A 23,621-nucleotide genomic window follows, 5' to 3' on the forward strand; every position below is an offset into this window, starting at 1 on the left:
AAATTTTATGGCTTCAAAGTCTAAATGTGATTCGTCACTCACTTGTAAGGATCAAAAAATTTGATTATTTGTAAACAATATTTAAAAAGCTTACTATCGTTTCAATATTCATTGATGTTCCATTAAATGAGGTTTTCTATGTCAATTTCAGCACGTAATCAGCTTACAGGAACGGTCGAATCAGTTGTGGCTGGTGCCGTTAATGATGAAGTGGTTTTAAGCTTAGGTAATGGTGAAACAATTTCTGCGGTGATCACGAAAAATAGCACTCAGTTGTTAGGCTTGGCAAAAGGTAAGCAGGCTGTTGCGATTATTAAGGCGCCATGGGTTGTCTTAGTTTCGGATGAGCACGAGTATCTTTTTTCGGCTCGTAACCAGTTCAGTGGACGTATTGATGGGATTGAAACAGGTAGTGTGAATGCTGTTGTTCATTTGACAACGAATGCCGGAACGAAATTATCTGCCGTTGTGACAAATAATAGCATTGAAGAGATGAAATTAGAGGCAGGCAGTAAAGTTACCGCTATTGTCAAAGCATCTAGTGTAATTTTAGCGACGAAAAAATAAGTTAGACCGCTCAATATTACCAAGGTCGTAGTTTTTCTACGACCTATCTATCAGAAGTTAGTTTTTTGCATTTATTCTTAATTGTCCATTTGAACAGGTGGTTAGCATATCTTTTTTTAATAACAGTGAATTAAACAACGGTTAGATGCATAAATCCACCAGAGAAACGACCACTTTCAGGAACAAAGCATAAGAGTTTTTCGCCTTTATTTAAACGCCCTGAATGTAATAATTCATGGATCATGATGTAGATTGAGGCAGAGCCAGTATTTCCTCGCTCTGAGAGATTGGTAAACCAACGCTCTTGAGGGATCGCAAAGTTGAGGTCAGTCAAGCATTCAGATACCGGTTGACGAAAATATTCGGATGAAATGTGGGGAAGGAACCAGTCTATATTATTTGCTGAAATTCCATATTTTTCGATGACTTTTTGTAGTGGTTTTTTTAGCGCTAAGGCGATGATATTTTCATTAAGTAAACGTACATCTTGTTTAATGGAAAAAATTGAACGTGTAATCCATTCTTCTTGTTTCAACTGCTTCCAACTAATTAATTTTCCGTCACTGTCTTTTTCTGCCCCAGCATACATACATGCAGGAATTTCATTCGCGTACGATGAGATATCAATCCAATCAATGCGTAATGATAAGCTATGTGGATTAGGTTGATTTTTCAGCAAGAATGCACCGGCTCCATCGGAAAGCATCCAACGTAGAAAGTCTTTTTCAAAAGCAATTTCTGGGCGCTGAACTAATTGTTCGACCAATGCCTCATTTTCAGCTTGGAAATTACGTGCATGTAAAACGGGAGAGACAACTTCTGATGCGGCTGAAACTGCATTGGTAGTTGTTCCAGAACTGACGGACAAATAAGCATATTTCAACGAAGTTAAGCCTGCTAAGCAAATGCCGGATGTTGAAACAACTTCACAGGGTTTATTTCCAAGTTCCCCATGAACCATGACGCCGTGACCTGGCATTAGTTGATCGGGCAGCGTCGTGCCTGTGGCTAGGCATTCAATATCATTGAGGGAAAAATCACTATCAACTAATCCATGAATGGATTTTGCAGTAACTTGTGCATTGTTAAAATTAGCCACGCCAGAGGAAGGGTTGAGGACATAATGGCGTTTTTTGATTCCATTACTTTTCAGCACAATTCGAAGGGAACGGGATGCCTTTTCACCAATATAACCTAAAACATGTTCTATATTTTTATTATCAACGGCTTCACCGGGGAGGAATATAGACGTTTTTGTAATATATGTATTAATTTTGCTCATATTTTCTCTATTTAATTAAATTAAATATTCTAAATGTTTATGTGAGCAAAGAAATATACCTGAAAACGTTAATTACAATGGGAATAAATTATTTAACTAACTAATAAATAATATTATTCAAAACCATTGTTTAGTATCTTAGCTATGTTATTAAATATAGTCATTATTTAAATTATATAATAAAGCATCAATACTTTGGTGGTAATAATTTATATCGCTGATGTAATTATCCATATTTTTCCTATTTGATACAGCGAGTGCAGCGCCATGAGTAAAATCAATTAAAATATGTATCCAGAGCGTGGCTTGCTCTAAAGAGTATTTTAATTCTATCGCAAGCTCGATTAGAGTATTGGTTATCCGCTGTGCCTCTTCAGGAAACGCATTTGGGTGATTAAATATTGATAACGTTAATTCAGGATAACGAACAATACATTCTCGGTATTCAGTTAAGAGGTGCTTGATTTGTTCGATGGGTGTTCTCGATAAACAAGGCATTACCTTAGCGTAAACATGGTTAGCAATCGATTTGACTAAACACTCTTTGTCTTCAAAATAGTAATAAATTGTCATGGGGTTAATGCCCATTTCTTTAGCGAGCGATCGCATACTGAGTGCTGAGAATCCATGGGAATCAATAAATATGATTGCTGCACTGACAATTGCCTCCGCTGATATTTTTGGTTGTTTCTTATTTGGGCGTCCTACCGTTCGTGTTATTGCTACCAATGCTTTATCCATCATTATTCGCCTTCATCCGAGGATTGTTTTATTTCATAGTGGGATTGGATAAATCCAGAATCAAAGGTTTTAGTTTGTGTATGGTATAAGTGAATATCGTTAGGAATTTTACCAAGCAATGGGCGACCAGAACCTAATAAAATGGGGATTCGAGTGATGATAAGATCATGAATCAAGCCTTCAGAAATAAAAGATTGAACTACTTTCCCGCCATCAATATAGGCATGATGATATCCCTCTACTTTTAGCATCTGCATGACTTCTTTAGGGGATAGGTCAATGAAGCGTACTTTTCCTATTAATTCTTCAGGGATAGTTTCTTGAGCGAGTACTTTTGATAGCACAATGACCGGACGATTATAAAACCAAGGTTGAACATGTTTTATTGTCTCATAGGTACCTCTACCCATAATAATCACATCAATATTGGCAATAAATGTATCATAACCGTGATCTTCACCGGTTGAATCTAATTGAAGTAACCAGCTGATATCGCCGTTTTCACGGGCTATAAAGCCATCAATGCTGGTTGCAATAAATACATGTCCAGTCGTCATCACTGTATTCTCGCTCTAATTTATTATACGGCGTATAATAAATGGATAGGTAGAATTTGCAATAGTGAAGTGCTTAATTCCTTATCAGGATAATCTGCATAAAATGGATTAGGGCAGGTGTAAAAAGGTATATTGACAAAGTATATCTAAAGATTAGAATGATTCTCAATTGGTCTCTAAGACTCGTAAGCGTTTACGTTAATCAACGCATATAACTTTGTTGTACCAACAGTTATATGCTGTTGTGTATCCGCTGATTAATGGAGACTGTATGTCATATCAAGACCGTAATTATGTATTAGGTATACCTAAACTTCCTATGAGAGCCCTATTTTTTCTGGTGCCTTTCTTTTTATCTTTGGTGATGAGCGGTATTGTTTCACTAATAAGTACTCTTCGTGCGCTAGGATTCACCTCCGAAATTTATGAGCCTTGGATTAGTTCATGGGCTATTTCATGGATGATTGCATTCCCAACAGTATTATTTGTTTTGCCTATTGCAAGACGTGTATCTCTGCTATTTGTTAAGCAAGCTTAAACAATATGCCACCTATTATTAGGTGGCATAAATAGTGATTTTATTGAGAAGAAAACATTTTTATGTCATTAAAAATTATTGGATTATTTTTTTTAACTGCGATAGCAGAAATTTTAGGTTGCTACTTCCCTTATTTATGGATGAAAAAACAGGGAAGTATTTGGCTGTTAGTACCCACCGTACTCAGTTTAATACTGTTTGTTTGGTTGTTAACGTTACACCCTGAAGCCAGCGGACGTATTTATGCAACCTATGGAGGCATTTATATTGTGACGGCATTGATCTGGCTAAAAGTCGTTGATGGTGTTTCCCTTGCCGCTACAGATTTGATTGGTGCGCTGGTGGTTTTACTTGGTGCTGGTATTATTATTAGCGGTTGGAAATAATAATTATCCATATATTAAGTTAATTTTAAATGTCTAGCTTAATATATGGATTGGTTATCTATTTTTATGTAGGTATAAACCACAATATAGAAAACATTTTCTAATCTAATTAAAATTCATTTGCATTATCTTTATTTAACTTAATTTATTACTTAATTCAAATAATCTATCTAATTGATCCAAATCAATTTAACAATAATTACCCATTAAGTGGTATTTTTAATGGCTAATTAACTACCTAAATGACATTAATTAACCTTTATTTTCACTTTCATTGATTTTAGGCAATATCTAATTACAAGTGACTGATATTCTCTCCCGCGAATATACAAAAATAAAAAGAGGTTAATAATGAACGTCAGTCGCAGAAAGTTTTTTAAAATCTGCGCCGGCGGGATGGCAGGTACAACTGTAGCTGCGTTAGGTTTTATGCCAGGAATGGCAATGGCTAATGTACGTGAAAATAAATTATTGCGTTCGAAAGAAACGCGTAATACTTGTACCTATTGTTCCGTGGGTTGTGGATTGCTGATTTATAGTATGGGTGATGGGGCAATGAATGCTCGCTCTGCCATCTTCCACGTTGAGGGTGATGCCGATCATCCAGTGAATCGCGGTGCTCTGTGTCCGAAAGGGGCGGGGTTACTGGATTACATTCGTAGTGACAGTCGTTTACGTTATCCTGAATATCGCGCACCAGGCTCGAATAAATGGGAACGCATTAGCTGGGACGATGCTTTTACGCGCATTGCCCGCTTAATGAAAGATGACCGTGATGCCAACTTTATTGAAAAAAATGAACAAGGCGCCACTGTCAATCGCTGGTTATCAACAGGGATGCTTTGCGCCTCTGCGGCTAGCAATGAAACGGGGATGTTAACCCAAAAATTCGCACGATCGCTCGGTATGTTAGCGGTCGACAACCAAGCGCGTGTCTGACACGGACCAACGGTAGCAAGTCTTGCTCCAACATTTGGTCGCGGTGCGATGACCAACCACTGGGTTGATATTAAAAACGCCAATGTGATTGTGGTGATGGGCGGTAACGCCGCTGAAGCTCACCCTGTCGGATTCCGTTGGGCGATTGAAGCGAAAAACAATAATGATGCAACCTTGATTGTGGTAGACCCGCGCTTCACGCGTACCGCATCGGTGGCCGATCATTACGTGCCAATTCGTTCAGGAACGGATATTACCTTCCTTTCTGGTGTTCTACTTTATCTTATTGAAAATAATAAAATAAATGCAGAATACGTTCAGAACTATACCAACGCATCTTTGATTGTTAGAGATGATTTTGACTTTAACGATGGCTTATTCAGTGGCTATGACGCTGAAAAAGGTCGTTATGACAAAACCAGTTGGAACTATAAGTTTGATGAAAATGGTCATGCATTACGTGATGACACGTTACAAGATCCGCGTTGTGTTTGGAATCTGCTAAGAAAACACGTTTCCCGCTATACCCCTGAAATGGTTGAACGAATCTGTGGTACATCACAAGCAGACTTCTTAAAAGTGTGTGAAATTCTGGCAACCACGAGCGCCGCAGATAAAGCGGGGACATTCCTGTACGCATTAGGTTGGACTCAGCATACAGTGGGCGCGCAAAACATCCGTACCATGGCGATGATCCAGCTGCTTTTAGGCAACATGGGGATTTGTGGTGGTGGGGTGAATGCGCTACGTGGACACTCAAACATTCAAGGCTTAACAGATTTAGGTCTGCTATCGACGAGCCTTCCGGGCTATTTAACGCTGCCATCAGAAAAACAGTTAGATGTTGATAGCTATTTAGCCGCGAATACGCCAAAAGCCACATTACCCAATCAGGTTAACTACTGGAGCAACTATCCGAAATTCTTCGTCAGCTTGATGAAATCATTCTACGGTGATGCGGCTCAACCAGAGAACCAATGGGGCTTTGATTGGTTACCTAAATGGGATCAAGCTTATGATGTTATGAAGTATTTTGACATGATGAGCAAAGATAAAGTCAACGGCTACATCTGCCAAGGCTTTAACCCAGTTGCCTCGTTCCCAGATAAAAACAAAGTGGTTAGCTGCTTAAGTAAGCTGAAATATTTAATCGTGGTTGACCCATTAACCACCGAAACAGCGAACTTCTGGCAGAATCACGGCGAAATGAACGACGTTGACCCAGCTTCCATTCAAACGGAAGTTTTCCGTCTACCTTCAACCTGCTTTGCGGAAGAAGATGGCTCCATTGCTAACTCCGGTCGCTGGTTACAGTGGCATTGGAAAGCGGCGGACGCCCCGGGTGAAGCGCGTAACGATGGTCAAATCTTAACGGGTATCTTGCACAAAATCCGTGAGATGTATGAACAAGAAGGTGGTAAAGGTCGCGAACCATTGCTGCAAATGCGTTGGGATTATAAACGTCAATTCCATCCGGAATCGGAAGAAGTGGCGAAAGAGAACAACGGGGTTGCACTGGTCGACTTATATGATGCTGATGGCAACTTACAAGCGAAAAAAGGCGAGCTTCTGAATTCATTCGCTCTGTTACGCGCGGATGGTTCAACGGCATCTTCTTGCTGGATCTACACGGGTAGCTGGACCGAAAAAGGCAATCAGATGGCGAATCGCGATAACAGCGACCCATCCGGCATTGGTAATACATTGGGTTGGGCATGGGCATGGCCATTAAACCGCCGTGTTATCTATAACCGTGCCTCTTGTGATACCAAAGGTAAGCCATGGAATAAAGATCTGGTTCTGATTGAGTGGAACGGTAAGAAGTGGGTCGGAAACGATGTTCCTGACTTTAACGCTTCGGCACCAGAAGTCGGTACTGGACCATTTATTATGCAGCCAGAAGGTTTAGGTCGTCTGTTTGCAATTGATAAGATGGCAGAAGGTCCATTCCCTGAGCACTACGAGCCATTTGAAACGCCATTGGGAACTAACCCACTACATCCAAATGTAGTTTCTAACCCTGCTGCGCGAATTTTTGAAGATGACAAGAAACGTCTTGGCGATCATAAAGAATTCCCGTATGTCGGAACCACTTATCGCTTAACAGAGCATTTCCACACTTGGACGAAGCATGCGCGCTTGAACGCCATTGCTCAGCCAGAACAGTTTGTGGAAATCAGTGAAACCTTAGCGAAATCCAAAGGTATCGCTTTGGGTGATAAGGTTAAAGTCAGCAGTAAACGCGGCTTTATTAAAGCGATTGCCGTGGTAACACCACGTCTGCAAACCCTGATGGTTGACGGTAAACCGATTGAAACAGTGGGTCTACCTATTCACTGGGGCTTTGAGGGTGCAACGCAAAAAGGCTTTATTACCAACACGTTAACGCCATCTGTGGGGGACGCTAACTCTCAGACTCCTGAGTATAAAGCGTTTTTAGTTAACATTGAGAAGGCGTAAGGGAGGGAACTATGTCCATGCAATCTCAAGACATTATTAAACGTTCCGCGACCAATAGCATTACGCCTCCACCACAGGCGCGTGACGATAAATTTGAAGTCTGCAAACTGATTGACGTGTCATCCTGTATCGGCTGTAAAGCCTGTCAGGTGGCATGTTCAGAATGGAATGATATCCGTGATGAAGTAGGACACTGCGTTGGGGTTTACGATAACCCAACCGATTTAAGTGCCAAATCTTGGACAGTGATGCGTTTTAGCGAAGTCAGTGAGCAAGGCAAATTGGAATGGCTTATCCGTAAGGATGGCTGTATGCACTGTACCGATCCAGGTTGCTTGAAGTCATGCCCATCTGCGGGTGCGATTATTCAATATGCTAACGGTATTGTGGATTTCCAATCGGAACACTGTATTGGTTGTGGTTACTGTATCGCGGGTTGCCCGTTCAACATTCCTCGATTAAATCCAAAAGATAATCGTGTGTACAAATGTACATTATGTGTTGACCGTGTTGCCGTGGGGCAAGAACCGGCTTGCGTGAAAACTTGCCCGACAGGTGCTATTCGTTTTGGTACTAAAAACGAAATGCTGGAATACGGCGCGGAGCGTGTTGAAAAACTGCAAAAACGGGGTTATGCCCAAGCTGGCATTTATGATCCTGAAGGTGTTGGGGGAACTCATGTGGTGTACGTGCTACATCATGCGGATAAACCTGAGCTTTATCATGGATTACCAAAAGACCCACAGATTGATACACCAATTAATCTATGGCAAAGCATCCTGAAACCATTATCGGTAGCGGGCTTTATCGCCACATTTGCAGGGCTGATTTTCCACTATGTGGGTATTGGTCCAAACAAAGAAGTGGATGATGAAGAGGAGAAAGATGACCATGAGTAAAAAGAGCAAAATGATCGTTCGGACTAAATTTATTGACCGGGCGTGCCACTGGACAGTGGTTATCAGCTTCTTCTTAGTCGCATTGTCGGGTATTGCACTGTTTTTCCCAACCTTGAAGTGGCTGACTGAAACTTTCGGTACGCCACAGATGGGACGAATTTTGCATCCTTTCTTCGGTGTGCTTATTTTCGTCGTGCTGATGTTTATGTTTGTGCGCTTTGTAAAACACAATATCCCAGATAGAAAAGATATTCCTTGGCTACTGAATATTGTTCAAGTTCTCAAAGGTAATGAACATAAAGTGGCTGATGTGGGCAAATACAACGCCGGTCAAAAAATGATGTTCTGGAGTATCATGAGTATGATTTTTGTACTTTTGGTCACCGGGATTATCATGTGGCGTCCTTATTTCGCACATTTATTCCCAATCTGGATGGTGCGTTGGAGTATTTTGATTCATGCATTAGCGGCAATTATTCTGATCCATGCAATTTTAATCCACATGTATATGGCATTTTGGGTTAAAGGATCTATCAACGGCATGATTGAAGGTAAAGTTAGCCGTCGCTGGGCGAAGAAACATCACCCACGTTGGTATCGCGATGTTGAAGCGAAAGAAGCCAAAGCGGAAGCTGAAAAAAGCCAGTAATTTCGCTGTCAATTAAGTAATATAAGCCACTGTTGTTGACGTTACCGAAAAGGTTACACAATGACAGTGGCTTTTTTATGTTTAAAGAATGTCTTATTTGAGGTTGATTGTATTGAGTCATTTAGGAGGGGAAATGGTTGAGCTGGTAAGAATTTCTGTAAATGATAAACACGATAATGAATTAATTAATGCGCTATACGATATTTCATTTCCTGACCATGAAAAACGTTCTTATGCAGGGCGAGCGGCATTACTCCCTCTAGAGCAATACTATTTATATAAAATTACAGACAACAATCAGTTTGTTGGATTTATCGGTGGGTGGGCTATTGATGCCTTTTTCTATATTGAACATTTTGCGATTGACCAACATATTCGTGGGGCAGGTTACGGCCAAAAATCGTTGACCGCACTGTGCCAGTTGTACCCACAGATAGTGTTGGAGATAGACCCATTAGTCGATGAAGTTGCAAGAAAACGTCTTCATTTCTATGAAAAAAATGGCTTTGTCAGAAATGACTATGTCCATCACCATCCATGCTATAACGCCCAGTATGCGCCTCATAAGCTGGAAATTTTAAGCTTAAATACGCCTTTTACGTTTAGTCAGTATGACGTATTTAATCATTTTCTGGTGAATACAGTGATGAATAGCCATTATCTATAACAATCTGTCGCTATTTAGCTAATCGCATATGCAGTAAAGGAAATGGATTTCCTTCCCCATCAAGTTCGGAACGAGCATATTGAACAAATCCCATGTGTTGATAGAAACCAACTGCTTGCGGATTTTGCTCATTCACATCAACTTCATTCACACCTAAGTGTTCAATGGCGTAATTCAGGAGTTGTTTACCAATGCCTGTCCCTCTTGCAAGGGGGGGAATAAACAACATTTCTAGACGATTTTCGCCCGTACCTAAAAAGCCCGCTATTTTGCCGTTAGGATCAAAAGTCACAAAAACAGACAAATTAGGTAAGTATTGTTCCCTAATGGGTGTTTTTAGCATTTCTATGTTCTTTTCTGGCAGAAAATCATGAGTTGCTCTTACAGAAGCCTCCCAAAGATGAATGATCTCATCGTAATGTTCGACAGTGGCGGGCTGAATATTCATTGCATTTTATCCTTATAGTGAAAATTCATCTTAAATTATGGCTAGTTAATGTCAATATTTGATGGTTATTTTAGTTAAGGAGCATTTTTGGGATATTAATCGCAGAAAAAAAAGATAACTGCTTCATTATTAGAGGATATGTTTCCGAAATTCATATAAGCACTATACTTTATTTTATTGCAGTGTTTATTGTTTGATTATGTTAATCAATTTAAAAACTATGGTAGGAGTATGCTGATGAAATATAAAATGCTAACAGTGTGTTTATCTGCGGCGTTATTAGCACCAATCGCCCCCGCACTGGCAAGTACAGATAATGCACAAAATATGGAATTAGACCAAGTTTTAGTTCTAAGTCGTCATAATTTACGTACTCCTATTGTTAATACAGGGATCCTGACTGAAATAACCGATAAAAAGTGGCCAGCATGGGATGCAGAAAGTGGCTATTTAACGACAAAGGGTGGGGCGCTCGAAGTGTATATGGGGCACTATTTTAGAGAGTGGCTCGATAGCAATAAATTATTTGTGAATGAATTATGTCCAACCAGCAGCGATGATATCTATATTTACACTAATAGCCTACAGCGAACGATTGCAACTGCGCAGTTCTTTACTGCGGGGGCATTCCCTGGCTGTAAAGTGAATATCCATCATAAGCCGGAAATTGGTACGATGGATCCCGTGTTTAATCCTATCATTACGAATAGCTCCCCTGAATTTAAAAAACAAGCACTTGAAGCGATGGAGTCCCACCTTAAAGGGTTAAACTTGAAGCCAGGTTATGATGAGCTGGACAATGTTCTCAATATTAAAGATTCGAAGAAGTGCGCGACGGATAAACTGTGTAATTTAGCCACACCAAAGAACAGTTTTATCATTGAAGCGGATAAAGAACCGGGTGTGAGTGGACCGTTGAAGATGGCGAACTCTGCCGTCGATGCAATTGACCTGCAATATTATGAAGGCTTCCCTGAAAAAGATGTGGCATGGGGAATGGTCAATAGTGATGAAAAATGGCAAAAGCTGAATACTTTAAAAAATGCTTATCAAGAAACGTTATTTACACCGAAAATCATTGCAAAAAATGTGGCGCACCCAATTCTGAGTTATATGGATAAAGGCTTTGTTTCTGTTAATAAAGGTGAAACGGCTAAATTCATTTTCTTAGTGGGACATGATTCAAATATTGCTTCAGTGTTGTCTGCGATGGATTTCAAACCGTACCAGTTACCTGAGCAATATGAGCACACACCAATTGGCGGTAAATTGGTATTCCAACGCTGGACAGATAAAAAAGAGACAAAGGATTATGTGAAGATTGAGTATGTGTATCAAACCGCAGATCAGTTGCGAGATAATGCTTACCTCTCTTTAGCAACGCCGCCAAAACACGTTACCCTTGAATTGAAAAATTGCCCGATTGATAAAAATGGGTATTGTTCATGGGAAGATTTTGAAAATGTGATGAAAGCAGCGTTGAAACAGTGATATCCAACTGCCAATAATGCTTGAATGAGGCATAAAAAACCCTGCTCTGAGGAGCAGGGTGTGAAATAGTCACGAAAATGTTTATGAGCCTCTAATTTACCTTAAATGTCGAACAAATGGGCTTGTAAATTGTATGGAATTACCCTTTAGTGTAACAAACTTTAACCCTAACCATTCGACGAGTTAAAATAGAGCTTTCTGCGGTTATTAACCCTTCGTATGGATTAGCGAACCACTAATACGCTCGTTTTCGCATAACGTACAACTGAAGCCGCATTGGAGCCTAATAAGTAGGTAGACATACTTGGGCGACGTGAACCCAGTAAAATTACATCGGCTTTAATATCTTCAGCTGTTGCCAAAATTTCATCTTTAACTGAACCTACAACCGCTTTTACTTGCACTTTATCTGCAGGGATAGAGAACAGTTTAACTTTCTCTTGTAACTCTTTCAGAATGATATCAGCTTGTTTTTGATCATCCGGGAAGTCACCTGGCAAAATAGTGCCACCATAGCGTAAATAATTGGAAATTGGTGCAGTCACAGCTAAAAAATGAACGGTAGAATTGTTTAGTTTCTGCATGGCATTAACATGCGGAACTAACATTTTGGTGAGGTCGTCTTCGGTAACATCAATAGGAACTAAAATTGTATTGTACATAATATCTCCTTTTTCTTTTATATTATAAGTTTAGAACATTTTAACCATTTTTTATATTGATTGTTAATAAATTAATATTAACTGAATTGGATTAAAAATGATGTGAGCGGGAGTACGCAATTGGCGGGAATAAAGAATAGACAATAAAAATAATGGCAATAAAAAAACGGCAATACATGAGGGGGAGTATTACCGCTTTCAAAGAGAATATTATTTTTTAGTCGCTTTAGGCTTTGTGGTTCCTTTTTCAGGGCAGGCTGGTTTTAACCCGCCTTTACACGCTTTATCAATATATTCAGCACCGAGTTTTTCATTAAACTCAGTCCCCTCACCATTTTGTAGCATTTTTCCTAATTGATATTCAGCTGGTGGGAATTTTTTATCGGCTGCTTTTTGGAACCACTCAAAAGCCACGAGGTAATTTTGTTTTACGCCGGCACCCTGGTAATAGAATTGACCCATATAGTTTATGGCTTCAGGATTTCCCTTATTCGCTGACTTCTCAATCCAACCATAGGCTGTTTCAAAATCAGATTGAACGCCATTACCATTAAGATACATATCACCTAGGAATAGTTGAGCGTCCGCATTGCCTTTATTGGCCGCCATCGTAAGCCATTTCTTTGCTTTCGGATAATCTTGCTTAATTTCGTTACCAACATAGTAACCAATGCCTAGCATAACTTGAGCTTTCACATCCCCTTTTTGTGCTTGTTGTTCAATTTGCTTAATGACTTCAGGAGGAACAGGAGCTGCGAAAGTTAAACTTGTTGAAAATATAAATAAAGAAATAAAGGTCAATAATCGTAACATAAGGCTTTCCGTATCTTAAGTTGGCTATGAATATCCTTATTTCAAGATAAACTCGAAACGGTGTTAACAGTTATTAACTACAAGGTATAACCATCAACGCATTAAATACTCTACTTCTATAATTTATAAATATCAACGCCCCATCAAAAATACAGAGTAAACGAGCCTTTTACTCCTCAGGGGTGAATATTCAAAATATTTTTCTTTCATTATAAGCCTGCTGTGATTCTCTTTGACGCGACAAGTGAGTAGAAATTAAATATTACTCTTAATAGCGAACTAGTTATTTATATCGAAAATTAACAAGAGAAATACAAAATACGGAATTATTGCAAAGAATAGTAGCGGTTATCATTGTGTCTTGTGATGTTTAGCACGAAATAAAAGGATAATTGTTGGAATTGTTAATAATCACTTATGGGTTATTAAAAGACTAACACCTTTAAAAACAAAGGGTTATAATTACCACGCCCAAAAACAATTAATAGGGATTATTTCTGTCGATAGATAGAGATATTTACGCCGGATTGCTCTTTTTAGAGAAAAAAATTCTCTTTATTGGGGGTTTTATAGGTTGATAAAGAGATAATTTTTCTCTCACATATCCTCTATGATGGAATCATTATAATAGCCTGCAAATAATTAAGGTTATTGAAAGAAATAACCACTTAAGTCGCATCTAAAACAAAAAAAATTCTCTTTTAAGAGTTCAACAATATTAAGTGAGTAATTATGGCTACGATCCCTACAATAGATAATGTCGATGATGGAAAAGCTTCTACGGCGGCTTCTCGTGCAGGCATGACACAAGAACAATGGCGTGCTGCCACTAAGTTTGATGGCACAGATGTTGGTTGGGTGATTATGAGTATCGGGATGGCGATTGGTGCGGGGATTGTTTTTCTCCCCGTACAAGTTGGCTTGATGGGTTTATGGGTATTTTTGCTATCATCCGTTGTCGGTTATCCTGCAATGTATTTGTTTCAGCGTCTGTTTATTAATACGCTGGCGGAATCACCAGAATGTAAAGATTATCCAAGTGTGATCAGCGGATATCTAGGTAAAAACTGGGGTATGCTGCTTGGCGCACTCTATTTTATTATGCTGGTAATTTGGATGTTTGTTTATTCAACGGCAATCACGAATGACAGTGCATCATATTTTCAGACTTTTGGTGTAACGGATGGGTTATTATCTGAAAGTCCTTGGTATGGTCTGGTTCTGATTTGTATTTTAGTCGCCATTTCTTCTCGCGGTGAAAAACTGCTATTTAAGCTTTCAAGCTTTATGGTTCTGACTAAATTATTTGTGGTTGCCGCATTGGGTATTTCCATGGTCGGGATGTGGCACTTATATAATGTGGGTTCATTGCCGCCTGTTGGTCGCTTATTCAAAGAGGCAGTCATCACACTACCTTTCACATTAACATCGATTCTGTTTATTCAAACATTAAGCCCAATGGTGATTTCATTCCGTAGCCAAAACGTGAACCGTGAAGTGGCTCGTTATAAAGCTCTGCGTGCAATGAATATCGCGTTTATTGTTTTATTCTGTACCGTCTTTTTCTACGCAGTATCATTCACATTAGCTATGGGGCACGATGAAGCGGTGAAAGCTTACGAGCAGAATATTTCTGCATTGGCTATCGCAGCGAAATTCTTCCCAGGTGGTTGGGTGACTGTCGTCAGCGTCATGCTAAATATCTTTGCCGTCATGACCGCATTCTTTGGGGTTTATTTAGGCTTCCGTGAAGCCACTCAAGGCATTGTGATGAACATATTACAACGTATTATGCCGGTTGAGCGTATTAATGAAAATTGGGTGAAGAACGGCATTATGATTTTTGCTGTGCTATTAGCATGGGGAGCGATTATCCTGAACGCACCAGTGCTGAGCTTCACATCAATCTGTAGTCCAATTTTCGGGATGGTGGGTTGTTTAATTCCAGCGTATTTAGTCTATAAAGTCCCTATGTTGCATAAATATAAAGGTATTTCTTTATATCTGATTATTTTTACCGGAATTTTACTGTGTATCTCTCCATTCTTAGCATTCGCTTAATGTCGAGAATATGAATAATGTGCGCTCTATCTTAATGATCGGGCGCACATTTTTTATTTACCAGTATGAATGGTGGTAAAGAGAGATCCGTGATTACTGTTCAAATAATGGGGTTGGTTTGCCATTTTCATCAATAGCCACGAAATTAAACTGTCCGTGGATCACTTCTTCTCGTCCCTCAGCGTACATATCTTCTAAAAAGATAGAGACATTAACGGTAAGGCTAGTGCGACCAACTCGGATTACTTCCCCGACTAATTCAACGATGGTGCCTGATGGGATAGGGTGGGTAAAATTGATTTTTTCTGTGGAGACGGTCACCAATCTTTTGCGGCAAAAACGGGTCGCGGTAATGAAGGAAACTTCGTCCATCCATGCTAATGCAGTACCACCGAACAGGGTGCTATGGTGGTTAGTGGTGGTTGGGAATACCACTTTAGAAACATGGGTAACAGATTGTTCAATTTTTTGTTTGATTACATCATCAACATCGGAACGCATATTTAAGCCTTACTTTCTTTGAATTCTCACTATTTAAAAACTTGAACCGGGAAAAATAATTACTTACCGGAACATTAATGTACATATCATTAATGTTGCCGATAAGTGTAATCCTGATCACAAATAAATACAGTGATTAATCAAAAGTGAATCGTTCCGGCTAAAAAGAGTGTTGCTTTTCCCGTCATTTTGACGCGATTTTGTTCAACTAAGCAGTGTATTTTTCCACCACGCGCAGAAATTTGGTGACCTAATACTGGGTTTTTCTGTAAGCGTTTAGCCCAAAGAGGGGCAATCGCACAGTGAGAGGTGCCAGTGACGGGATCTTCATTAACGCCTTTAGCGGGGGCAAAATAGCGAGACACAAAGTCACATTGTTCGTCGTGAGCTGGGTTATCGGCGCTTTTCGCGGTAATGGTTAATCCCTGCAAAGGTAATTGTGCAAGGCGCAACATATCTGGATGACAATTTTGCACTTGCTCTGGTGAATCAACAAAGCAGATATAACGGTCTTTGGCTAAATACAGTTCAGAAATAGGGGTACCGAGGATCTCACTTAATTGTGGATACTGGCTTAAATCGGCAGGTTCACAATCTAAAATAGGGAAGTCTAATGTGAAACCTTCTTGATTTTTATGAACCGTCAGTTCTCCAGATAAGGACTGAAATACAATAGGGTTTGCTGGGTGCTGCTTAAACTGGTTCAAAATATATGAAGCGGCAAGGGTAGCATGACCACACAATTTAACTTCCATCACCGGTGTAAACCAGCGGATATGTTCACCTACCAGAAAAGCCGTTTCAGATAAGTTAATTTCGGCGGCGATAGCGATAAGCTTGTCATCAGGAAGCCACTCATCAAGTAAAACGATAGCGGCCGGATTGCCATGAAATAGGGTATCAGTGAACGCATCGACATAATAAACAGGAACAGACAGTGTGCTCATCGTAAAAGATCCTTGAAAGGAAATAACGCATTATGATTAAAAAAGTGAGGGAAGAGTAGCATGAGATTTGCGGTATTGAGGAGAGGTTGGCGCAATAACTTTTGAGATTATTACGCCAACAACGACTATCTAATAACGAATAATATTATTTCGCTTTTGCTTCGTTTTTATCTGCGTTTTGCAGCATTTTTCTGACTGGAATAATCAGAGCTGCTAGCACAACAGCACAAATAACCAGTGCGATAGAAACGTGGGAGAACAGGTCTGGCATTGAATCCAGTTGGTCTTTACGGATATTACCACCCATGATACCTGCTGCTAAGTTACCCAGCGCACTTGCACAGAACCATAATCCCATCACCTGACCGCGCATTTTTTGTGGTGCAAGTAATGTCATGGTTGCCAAGCCAATTGGGCTTAAGCACAGTTCACCTAAAGTTAGTAATAAAATACTGCCGACTAACCAGAATGGTGAAACGCCAGTTTGTGTTGCCAGAACGTGGTTAGCGGCAACCATCATGACCGCGAAGCCACCTGCGGCGAACAGGATACCAATCACAAACTTCGTCATGCTGCTTGGGTTCAGATTACGCTTAGCCAATGAAGGCCAGAACCAGCTGAAAATAGGCGCTAACAGAATGATGAATAAGGCGTTGATTGACTGGAACCAAATGGTTGGGATTTCGAAGTTACCCCATTGGCGATCGGTATAGTCACGCGCAAAGATATTAAATGATGTTGGCTTTTGTTCAAATGCAGACCAGAAGAACGCCGCAGCAATTAACAGAATTAAACAAGCCAGTAAGCGAGAGCGTTCACTGCTGTTTAAACCTGCACAGAAGAACATGAAAATAAAGTAGATACCCACACACGTAGAAATAATGTAAGCCGAGCTTTTTGCTATGACTGAAGGGTTGAATGGAATCGTGCCATTATTGATTAACACAACCAGTACAGCCAGTGCAGCCATGGCAACAGCAACCCATTTACCGACGTTTTTACGTTGAACGGTAGGGTGATTCCATGTGGAATCTAAGCCAACTTCTTTGTCATAACGACGCATTTGTGGAATCGCGTAGAAACGGAAGATAAGCAGGGCAACTAACATACCCAAACCACCTAAACCGAAGCCTAAATGCCAGCCGTATTTTTCATGTAATGGACCGATAATTAATGGGGCAATAAATGAACCCATATTGATACCCATATAGAACAGAGAGAAACCGCCATCACGACGCGTATCTTCTTTCTTATAAAGGGTTCCAACCATTACGGTGATACAGGTTTTAAATAAACCGGTACCTAATACGATCAACAGCAGTCCCACGAAGAAGAAGGTATTGGTAAATAACGCAGACAGCGCAATCGACAAGTGACCCAATGCAATGATCAAAGAACCATACCAAACGGCACGACGCTGACCTAACCAGTTATCCGCGAGCCAGCCACCCGGTAATGAAGTGATATAAACACCACCCGCGAAGATACCCACGATAGCAGATGCTTGTTCAATCGGCAGCCCCATGCCACCTTGCAACAAAGTTGCACTCATAAAGAGGATTAAAAGAGGACGAACACCATAGAAAGAAAAACGTTCCCACATTTCGGTGAGGAAAAGCGAACTCAACGGGTAAGGATGCCCGAAAAAAGTTTTAGTTTTAGTCGCAGAATGACTCATCTGTGAACTCCAATACGTTGTGACTTAAGAGGTTGTGCCGAATTGTGAATGTGGAGCAGAAACTCCATCACTGTTTTTTATTGATATGTTAATGCTGTGTTGCAAACATATTTTCGGCATACATTATTATAAAATTGCCAATAAGCAGAATGAATTTATCGTAAGAAAGTCAGTTTTAAGATGAAAATTCGATGTAACTCTCATTCTTACGATAAGGGGGCACAGAATAACGGATTTTTATTGACAATAAAAGAATGTTTTTTGAATCGATTAAGTTGATTAAAAACAATAAGTTACAAAATATTTTTTGCGCTTATAAACTTTTCGTGGAAAAGATAATAAAAAGTTATGTTTTGGCGTAAAAGGGACACATTAACATTACTCTTTAGAGGGAGATGCTCTTAAACCATCGGATTGCTTCCTAATGATAAGCCAAGAGTAAATGAGGTTGACCAACACTAATACGGCGGTGAAGAAGAACACGGCTCTAAAGCCGTATGTTGCTGCAACAAAGGAACCCATTAAAGGACCCGTGACATTACCTACATCGCGTAATGCTTGGTTGTAGCTAAATATTCGCCCAGTGATTTGGTGAGAAATATTATAAATAATTAAGGTTTGTACGGCGGGTAACAGCGCGGCGTTAAGGGCGCCGAGTAAGAAGCGCAGAGCGCCTAATTCCCAATAACTGCTGACGAGCCCCATCGGAAATAGAACAAAAATTGAGGCGGCAAGTACGGCTAATAAAACACGGTCAGGTCCAATGCGATCGCTCAGTTTACCGAGCATAGGGGCGCTAATCAGTGCAGCAACGCCGGGAATGGATGCAATAATCCCACTGATAAAAGCAAGATTATCAATTGAGTCTGAAAGCTCCCGAACATACAGGGTGATCACTGGGTTAATCGAGCCAATCGATGCTTGGATGATCATGGTGGTGAAAAATAGGCTGATCACTAAGTTTTTATTACGTAAAGAGGCAAAAACTTGTTTTCCGGTCAGAGCATCTTTGCGTGAAACGGGGGTAAAACGCTCACGAACGTAGAAAAGTGTCACAAAAAAGCAGATAAACAACACACTAGCGGTAATAAAGAATACTGGGCGCAAGCCATATTGGTCGGCAAGTAATCCACCAATCAATGGACCAATCAATGCGCCGCTCACCGCGCCAGTTGCCAAGACACCCATCGCCCAACCGCTTTTATTCACGGGGACTTGGGTGGCAATTAGCGCATTGGCATTCGGGACAAACCCGCCAAGTAAGCCTAAAAGCGCCCGTAAAGCCAAAAGTTGCCAAATATTCTGCGCAAAGCCAATCAGCACCATGACAATCGCCATCCCAAGGGCAGAGCGCAGCAACATTAATTTACGACCGTGGCGGTCAGAAAGGCGCCCCCAAAAAGGTGCGGCAATAGCGGAAAATAGGAAGGTAATACTGAAAACGGCACCAGTCCATAAATTCAAAGAGCCATGGTCAGTAATACCAAGTTCTTCGATATATAGGGGAAGGAAAGGCATGATCAAGCTGAAGGCAGCGCCTGTTAGAAAGCAGCCGAACCAGACGATATAAAGGTTTTTTTTCCAGTAAGTACTCTTCTTCATACATTCCCATTACACTTCATGCTGTAGCGTTGTTGGCTTCATTCGTTCACCCCAGTCACATACTTATGTATGCTCCTGGGGATTCTCTCACTCGCCGCCTAGCTACAACACGAATTGTTTCGGGAATGTGCAGCTATAGGATAATTGACTACACACAAACAATGTCGGGAGTGTACAGCTATAGGGTCACTGCACACCAACAATGTCGGGAATTACATAGCCTAGCGGTGGTGGATCTTGTCTAAATCGCCATATAGGGATGGTTCTCCCTTTGGACGCGTTTTAAAACGGCGGTGCATCCACATATATTGCTCTGGCGCTCGTAAAATTTCTTTCTCAATGACCTGATTCATCATCGTTGCGGTGGCGACATTATCGTCTACAGGGAAATTATCCACGGCCGGCTGGATCAGCAATTTATAACCCTTACCATCGGGTAAGCGGATAGCTGAAAACGGCACAACGAGTGGATTGCCAAGAGATAATAAAATTTGTGAGCCATTGGTGGTTGCCGCTTTTTCTACCGCAAATAATGGCGCGAATGAACTGTTTCGAGGACCGTAATCATGGTCAGGGGCATACCATAAAATTTCCCCTTCTTTTAATACGCGGATCATGCCTTTAACGTCTTTACGGTCAAGCATGTATTTATTGGATTTCAAACGTCCACGAGTTTGTAGCCAGTCCATCAGTTTATTATCGTTAGCACGATAAACACCAATGCCGGGATTCAACATACCAAATGCACGACCGCCGATTTCCAACGTTAAGAAATGGACGCCTAACACAATAATGCCACGGCCGGTTTCTTGAGCGGCGAGCATATTTTCACGACCTTCAACTTTAAGCCAGCGGCGCACTCGCCAATCAGGCCAGAACCACGCCATTCCCGTTTCGAAAACACCCATACCGACGGCTTCAAAGTTTTTATCCACCATTTTTTGGCGCTCTTCTTGGCTCATCTCAGGAAAACACAATTGCAGATTACGATCGGCAATTTGGACACGTTTTTTTAAGAAGCGCTTGGAGAAACGCCCCAAACGGGTACCTATCCAATAAATGACGGGGTAAGGAAGCAGGACGAGCAGGTAGAGCACGCTAATGCCAAACCAAACTAGCCAGTAGCGAGGATGTAATAAACTTTTTTCAAACTTTGGTGCTGGGATCATTGTTTTTTCGGTTTCTACTTAAGTGGATTTCAATTAAAAATAGCTTGTTAATCTGAATGATATCAAATTAACCCGCAAAAAGTTGTGCTGTTTGCATGGTGCTCATTAATTCGGCAAGGTTTCTCACTGCCATTTTTTCCATCACTCGGGAGCGATGCACTTCGACGGTTCGTACGGATACGCATGCCACTTCTGCGATTTCACGGTTAATTAGCCCTTGAAGCACATAGGTGCAAACGTCTTTTTCTTTCGGCGTTAAGGTTTCATAACGCTGTTTTATCAATGTGCGTTCAGTGGCTTTTATGGTTTGTAAGCGAGCTTGCTCAAGGGTTTCGGCAAGTTGCTGGCTATCAATGGGTTTTTGTAAAAAATCGATAGCGCCCAATTTCACCTGTTCAACCGCCATCGGGATATCCCCGTGACCAGAAAGGAAAATCACCGCAAGGGTGCTTTGCTGCTCTTTCAGGTATTGATGTACTTGGCGCCCGTCAAACTTTGGCATACGCATATCGAGCAATACAATGCCTTCCTCATGCAGAGGGGCTTGCTGGATGAACTGCTCACTGTCGTTCCATACGGTAACGTTATAGCCGAGCGTTTCGAGTAAAAATTGACAGGAATCAGTGACATCGGTGTCATCGTCGACAAGGTGAATGACTGGCATTAATTCATACCTCGTGGCTTATTTCTTGTTTGTATAAGTATCTTGCTTATATAAATAGTATTCATAACATTGTCACATATAGTTATTGGGAATGTTATCTTTTGTGTGGCAAAACATGCGCTATATTCTGATTATCTCGAGTAATTAAAAATTAGCGTCACGCGCAGCCCATTCTTACCTTCATCATTATGTTGATTTTCAATGCGAATATCCCCACCTTGGCTTTGAATTAATCGCTGGCAAATCACCAATCCGAGTCCCAGCCCTTCCTGTTTAGTGGTGGCGAATGGCATGATCCCTTGATTAAGCTGCTCGTCAGGCATTCCACCGGCATCATCTTGTAATACAAGTAAAAAGCGTCCATCGGCAAAGTGAAAGCCAAAGGTTAATGTGGTGGCGCCCGCTTGTAGGCTATTACTGATCAAATTTGAAAGTAACTGATCGAGTAAGGTATCAGGTAGCAAAAGCTGGACATCGGGAGTTTCGGGTAATTGTAACCTAACGGCTGGGAAATGTTGCTCAACTTGCAACAGTTGCCAGATATGATTAATGGTCTGTTTGACGGATTGTTGTCGCAGAGTTAAACGAGATTCTTGTCCCGGTTTGCCAGCCCACAAACGCAGGTTTTGAATAATATCAGCCCCCCGTTGAGCCTGTTCATCAATCTTACTGATGGCACCAAGAAGAGGGTGGTTTTCCGACTCTTTCTTCAATCGCAAAATAGAGCCTTGGGCATAATTTCGAATCGCGGATAATGGTTGGTTCAATTCATGGGCAAACCCAGAAGCCATTTCACCTAATATATTGAGTCGCTGAGCTTTTTGTAGATTAGCTTCTTGCTGACGTAGGCGATTATGTGCGATTTCAAGCTGTTGGCTACGACGGCGAACCAAGAAGGCTATCCAGACGTGGTTAATACCCAACAATAAGAAAATTAAGGCGATAATGCCGATGGTAATTTGGTGCTGAATTGTCCAACTGACAATATCTTGCCAAATTTCCCGTTGCTGTGGGTGTTGGTTAACGTCACGCAGTAAGTTTTCAACTTGAGTGATGGATGCCGGAGCTCCCCAGCGCATATTAGGCGTGTCGCCAGATAGCAAAACTTTGGTGACTTTATCCACTAAATTGTCAGGAACTTCGCTTAACGCGGCGAATGACCAATTGGGGTAAAGTTCGGTGCTCGTTAGGCAAGGTAACGCGCTCTCTTTTTGAACAAGTGGACGGAATTGGTGTTTATCAATCAGTCCTTCACTGTCCATATTTTCTAATAAGCAAACAGGAACAATTGCCGCAGAGAGGGATTTATCCCGTAAAGCGTATAACAGCGCATCCGCGGGGAAGCCCAAAAACTGCATCCGAAAGTCTTTTTCCGTGTCATACCCTAAATCCCTTAACACTTTATAACCTAATAGATATCCCCCAAATGCATCGGGAGATATTGCGCCGACCTTTTTGCCGATGAGCTGATCAGCGCTGTGAATGTCGCTATCTCCACGGACCAAAATAAGGCTACCAATCACGTTGCGTGTCGTACTGTTTGGCTCGACATCCGAGCGTAAAGAGAGTAGCCAGCGTAGGTGATAGCGATTATCGAGTTGGATAAATTGAGCCGGGTTTGTGAGTAAAAAGTCAATTTTGCGATTCGAAATCGCGTCTTTCATCTCTTCAAGATTCAGGGGTTGCAGGGTAAAGCGTTCACCTGGGATGGACTCATTGAGGGTGTCGACTAAAGGTTGCCAGTGCAACTGAGTGAAACTCGGTCCTCGCAGGGCGAGAACACCGATTGTCCATTGCGCCGCACCCGCCGGAATGCACCATAGCAGCAGGGTCATTAAAAGTATGTGATACAACGGCATAGACGTTTTTTTTAACATTTGGGGTTTATTCGTTGCGTTAG

Annotated in this window: 22 protein-coding genes; 9 read left to right on the forward strand and 13 right to left on the reverse strand. The window is 41.1% G+C overall.

Going from position 1 to position 23,621, the window contains the following annotated elements:
• The first annotated feature begins 138 nt into the window (after positions 1-138).
• Positions 139-567: a TOBE domain-containing protein gene (locus tag ACY3ZI_RS07350; protein WP_036951599.1), complete on the forward strand. Its 429-nt coding sequence runs from the start codon at positions 139-141 to the stop codon at positions 565-567.
• A gap of 130 nt (positions 568-697) precedes the next feature.
• Here ACY3ZI_RS07350 and ACY3ZI_RS07355 read toward each other — a convergent pair whose 3' ends face one another.
• The 3 genes from ACY3ZI_RS07355 to ACY3ZI_RS07365 all read right to left on the reverse strand — a co-directional run bounded on the left by ACY3ZI_RS07355 (position 698) and on the right by ACY3ZI_RS07365 (position 3,147).
• Positions 698-1,849: a beta-ketoacyl-ACP synthase III gene (locus ACY3ZI_RS07355; RefSeq protein WP_036951597.1), complete on the reverse strand. Its 1,152-nt coding sequence runs from the start codon at positions 1,847-1,849 to the stop codon at positions 698-700.
• Positions 1,850-1,999: 150 nt separating this feature from the next.
• Positions 2,000-2,593: a TetR/AcrR family transcriptional regulator gene (locus ACY3ZI_RS07360; RefSeq protein ID WP_211885168.1), complete on the reverse strand. Its 594-nt coding sequence runs from the start codon at positions 2,591-2,593 to the stop codon at positions 2,000-2,002.
• Positions 2,593-3,147, reverse strand: coding sequence for a dihydrofolate reductase family protein (locus ACY3ZI_RS07365; RefSeq protein ID WP_487376814.1), 555 nt, complete (start codon positions 3,145-3,147; stop codon positions 2,593-2,595). The genes ACY3ZI_RS07360 and ACY3ZI_RS07365 overlap by 1 nt, the downstream gene beginning before the upstream one ends.
• Positions 3,148-3,418: 271 nt before the next feature.
• Here ACY3ZI_RS07365 and ACY3ZI_RS07370 point away from each other — a divergent pair, with 271 nt between their 5' ends.
• The 6 genes from ACY3ZI_RS07370 (at position 3,419) to ACY3ZI_RS07395 (ending at position 9,685) form a co-directional block, all read left to right on the forward strand.
• Positions 3,419-3,685, forward strand: coding sequence for a DUF2798 domain-containing protein (locus tag ACY3ZI_RS07370; RefSeq protein WP_036951591.1), 267 nt, complete (start codon positions 3,419-3,421; stop codon positions 3,683-3,685).
• Positions 3,686-3,747: 62 nt separating this feature from the next.
• Positions 3,748-4,071, forward strand: a complete 324-nt coding sequence (locus ACY3ZI_RS07375; protein ID WP_211885171.1) for a YnfA family protein — start codon at positions 3,748-3,750, stop codon at positions 4,069-4,071.
• Between the two features lie 351 nt (positions 4,072-4,422).
• On the forward strand, positions 4,423-7,470 hold the full coding sequence (gene fdnG, locus ACY3ZI_RS07380) for a formate dehydrogenase-N subunit alpha (RefSeq protein WP_211885172.1): 3,048 nt from the start codon (positions 4,423-4,425) through the stop codon (positions 7,468-7,470).
• An 11-nt stretch (positions 7,471-7,481) separates the two neighbouring features.
• The gene (gene fdxH, locus ACY3ZI_RS07385) at positions 7,482-8,369 is read left to right on the forward strand and encodes a formate dehydrogenase subunit beta (RefSeq protein ID WP_165906918.1); all 888 of its coding nucleotides are present in this window, start codon (positions 7,482-7,484) and stop codon (positions 8,367-8,369) included.
• Positions 8,362-9,018 (forward strand): formate dehydrogenase-N subunit gamma, encoded by a 657-nt coding sequence (gene fdnI, locus ACY3ZI_RS07390; protein WP_036951972.1) that lies wholly within the window; start codon positions 8,362-8,364, stop codon positions 9,016-9,018. Before fdxH ends, fdnI begins: the two co-directional genes overlap by 8 nt.
• Before the next feature lie 133 nt (positions 9,019-9,151).
• Positions 9,152-9,685: a GNAT family N-acetyltransferase gene (locus ACY3ZI_RS07395; RefSeq protein WP_487376818.1), complete on the forward strand. Its 534-nt coding sequence runs from the start codon at positions 9,152-9,154 to the stop codon at positions 9,683-9,685.
• A gap of 10 nt (positions 9,686-9,695) precedes the next feature.
• Here ACY3ZI_RS07395 and ACY3ZI_RS07400 read toward each other — a convergent pair whose 3' ends face one another.
• The gene (locus ACY3ZI_RS07400; protein WP_487376820.1) at positions 9,696-10,133 is read right to left on the reverse strand and encodes a GNAT family N-acetyltransferase; all 438 of its coding nucleotides are present in this window, start codon (positions 10,131-10,133) and stop codon (positions 9,696-9,698) included.
• Between the two features lie 237 nt (positions 10,134-10,370).
• Here ACY3ZI_RS07400 and agp point away from each other — a divergent pair, with 237 nt between their 5' ends.
• A complete protein-coding gene (gene agp / locus ACY3ZI_RS07405) occupies positions 10,371-11,624 on the forward strand; it encodes a bifunctional glucose-1-phosphatase/inositol phosphatase (RefSeq protein ID WP_487376822.1) in 1,254 nt (417 codons plus the stop codon).
• 224 nt (positions 11,625-11,848) lie between these two features.
• On the opposite strand, the gene ACY3ZI_RS07410 is transcribed toward agp, so the two are convergent.
• Together ACY3ZI_RS07410 and ACY3ZI_RS07415 are read right to left on the reverse strand one after the other, a co-directional pair.
• Positions 11,849-12,286: a universal stress protein gene (locus tag ACY3ZI_RS07410; protein WP_036951577.1), complete on the reverse strand. Its 438-nt coding sequence runs from the start codon at positions 12,284-12,286 to the stop codon at positions 11,849-11,851.
• 210 nt (positions 12,287-12,496) lie between these two features.
• On the reverse strand, positions 12,497-13,099 hold the full coding sequence (locus tag ACY3ZI_RS07415) for a tetratricopeptide repeat protein (RefSeq protein WP_487376824.1): 603 nt from the start codon (positions 13,097-13,099) through the stop codon (positions 12,497-12,499).
• 732 nt (positions 13,100-13,831) lie between these two features.
• On the opposite strand from ACY3ZI_RS07415, the gene ACY3ZI_RS07420 reads away from it, so the two are divergent.
• On the forward strand, positions 13,832-15,160 hold the full coding sequence (locus tag ACY3ZI_RS07420; protein WP_036951569.1) for an SLC5/6 family protein: 1,329 nt from the start codon (positions 13,832-13,834) through the stop codon (positions 15,158-15,160).
• A gap of 93 nt (positions 15,161-15,253) precedes the next feature.
• Here the strand turns inward: ACY3ZI_RS07420 and ACY3ZI_RS07425 are convergent, their stop codons facing one another.
• The 7 genes from ACY3ZI_RS07425 to ttrS all read right to left on the reverse strand — a co-directional run bounded on the left by ACY3ZI_RS07425 (position 15,254) and on the right by ttrS (position 23,598).
• Positions 15,254-15,661 (reverse strand): acyl-CoA thioesterase, encoded by a 408-nt coding sequence (locus ACY3ZI_RS07425; protein ID WP_036951567.1) that lies wholly within the window; start codon positions 15,659-15,661, stop codon positions 15,254-15,256.
• A 140-nt stretch (positions 15,662-15,801) separates the two neighbouring features.
• A complete protein-coding gene (locus ACY3ZI_RS07430) occupies positions 15,802-16,608 on the reverse strand; it encodes a PhzF family phenazine biosynthesis protein (RefSeq protein ID WP_487376826.1) in 807 nt (268 codons plus the stop codon).
• Positions 16,609-16,753: 145 nt separating this feature from the next.
• Positions 16,754-18,286, reverse strand: coding sequence for a peptide MFS transporter (locus tag ACY3ZI_RS07435; RefSeq protein ID WP_036951563.1), 1,533 nt, complete (start codon positions 18,284-18,286; stop codon positions 16,754-16,756).
• 378 nt (positions 18,287-18,664) lie between these two features.
• The gene (gene mdtG, locus ACY3ZI_RS07440; RefSeq protein WP_108479561.1) at positions 18,665-19,888 is read right to left on the reverse strand and encodes a multidrug efflux MFS transporter MdtG; all 1,224 of its coding nucleotides are present in this window, start codon (positions 19,886-19,888) and stop codon (positions 18,665-18,667) included.
• A 221-nt stretch (positions 19,889-20,109) separates the two neighbouring features.
• Entirely contained in the window at positions 20,110-21,057 is a 948-nt protein-coding gene (locus ACY3ZI_RS07445; protein WP_108479562.1) for a Kdo(2)-lipid IV(A) acyltransferase, read from the reverse strand.
• Between the two features lie 67 nt (positions 21,058-21,124).
• On the reverse strand, positions 21,125-21,721 hold the full coding sequence (ttrR, locus tag ACY3ZI_RS07450) for a tetrathionate respiration response regulator TtrR (protein WP_036951558.1): 597 nt from the start codon (positions 21,719-21,721) through the stop codon (positions 21,125-21,127).
• Between the two features lie 131 nt (positions 21,722-21,852).
• Complete coding sequence (ttrS, locus tag ACY3ZI_RS07455; protein WP_487376829.1) at positions 21,853-23,598, reverse strand: tetrathionate respiration histidine kinase TtrS; 1,746 nt, start codon at positions 23,596-23,598, stop codon at positions 21,853-21,855.
• Between the last annotated feature and the right edge of the window lie 23 nt (positions 23,599-23,621).

It is taken from the genome of Providencia sp. LY12 (genome assembly GCF_057621555.1).

Coding starts and splice junctions, on each gene's coding strand:
- ACY3ZI_RS07355 (WP_036951597.1), bottom strand. CDS start 1,849: ATGAGCAAAATTAATACATATATTACAAAAACGTCTATATTCCTCCCC.
- ACY3ZI_RS07415 (WP_487376824.1), bottom strand. CDS start 13,099: ATGTTACGATTATTGACCTTTATTTCTTTATTTATATTTTCAACAAGT.
- mdtG (WP_108479561.1), bottom strand. CDS start 19,888: ATGAAGAAGAGTACTTACTGGAAAAAAAACCTTTATATCGTCTGGTTC.
- ttrS (WP_487376829.1), bottom strand. CDS start 23,598: ATGTTAAAAAAAACGTCTATGCCGTTGTATCACATACTTTTAATGACC.
- ACY3ZI_RS07445 (WP_108479562.1), bottom strand. CDS start 21,057: ATGATCCCAGCACCAAAGTTTGAAAAAAGTTTATTACATCCTCGCTAC.
- ACY3ZI_RS07435 (WP_036951563.1), bottom strand. CDS start 18,286: ATGAGTCATTCTGCGACTAAAACTAAAACTTTTTTCGGGCATCCTTAC.
- ttrR (WP_036951558.1), bottom strand. CDS start 21,721: ATGCCAGTCATTCACCTTGTCGACGATGACACCGATGTCACTGATTCC.
- fdnI (WP_036951972.1), top strand. CDS start 8,362: ATGAGTAAAAAGAGCAAAATGATCGTTCGGACTAAATTTATTGACCGG.
- ACY3ZI_RS07350 (WP_036951599.1), top strand. CDS start 139: ATGTCAATTTCAGCACGTAATCAGCTTACAGGAACGGTCGAATCAGTT.
- ACY3ZI_RS07395 (WP_487376818.1), top strand. CDS start 9,152: ATGGTTGAGCTGGTAAGAATTTCTGTAAATGATAAACACGATAATGAA.
- fdxH (WP_165906918.1), top strand. CDS start 7,482: ATGTCCATGCAATCTCAAGACATTATTAAACGTTCCGCGACCAATAGC.
- ACY3ZI_RS07375 (WP_211885171.1), top strand. CDS start 3,748: ATGTCATTAAAAATTATTGGATTATTTTTTTTAACTGCGATAGCAGAA.
- ACY3ZI_RS07425 (WP_036951567.1), bottom strand. CDS start 15,661: ATGCGTTCCGATGTTGATGATGTAATCAAACAAAAAATTGAACAATCT.
- agp (WP_487376822.1), top strand. CDS start 10,371: ATGAAATATAAAATGCTAACAGTGTGTTTATCTGCGGCGTTATTAGCA.
- ACY3ZI_RS07400 (WP_487376820.1), bottom strand. CDS start 10,133: ATGAATATTCAGCCCGCCACTGTCGAACATTACGATGAGATCATTCAT.
- ACY3ZI_RS07360 (WP_211885168.1), bottom strand. CDS start 2,593: ATGATGGATAAAGCATTGGTAGCAATAACACGAACGGTAGGACGCCCA.
- ACY3ZI_RS07370 (WP_036951591.1), top strand. CDS start 3,419: ATGTCATATCAAGACCGTAATTATGTATTAGGTATACCTAAACTTCCT.
- ACY3ZI_RS07430 (WP_487376826.1), bottom strand. CDS start 16,608: ATGAGCACACTGTCTGTTCCTGTTTATTATGTCGATGCGTTCACTGAT.
- ACY3ZI_RS07410 (WP_036951577.1), bottom strand. CDS start 12,286: ATGTACAATACAATTTTAGTTCCTATTGATGTTACCGAAGACGACCTC.
- ACY3ZI_RS07420 (WP_036951569.1), top strand. CDS start 13,832: ATGGCTACGATCCCTACAATAGATAATGTCGATGATGGAAAAGCTTCT.
- ACY3ZI_RS07365 (WP_487376814.1), bottom strand. CDS start 3,147: ATGACGACTGGACATGTATTTATTGCAACCAGCATTGATGGCTTTATA.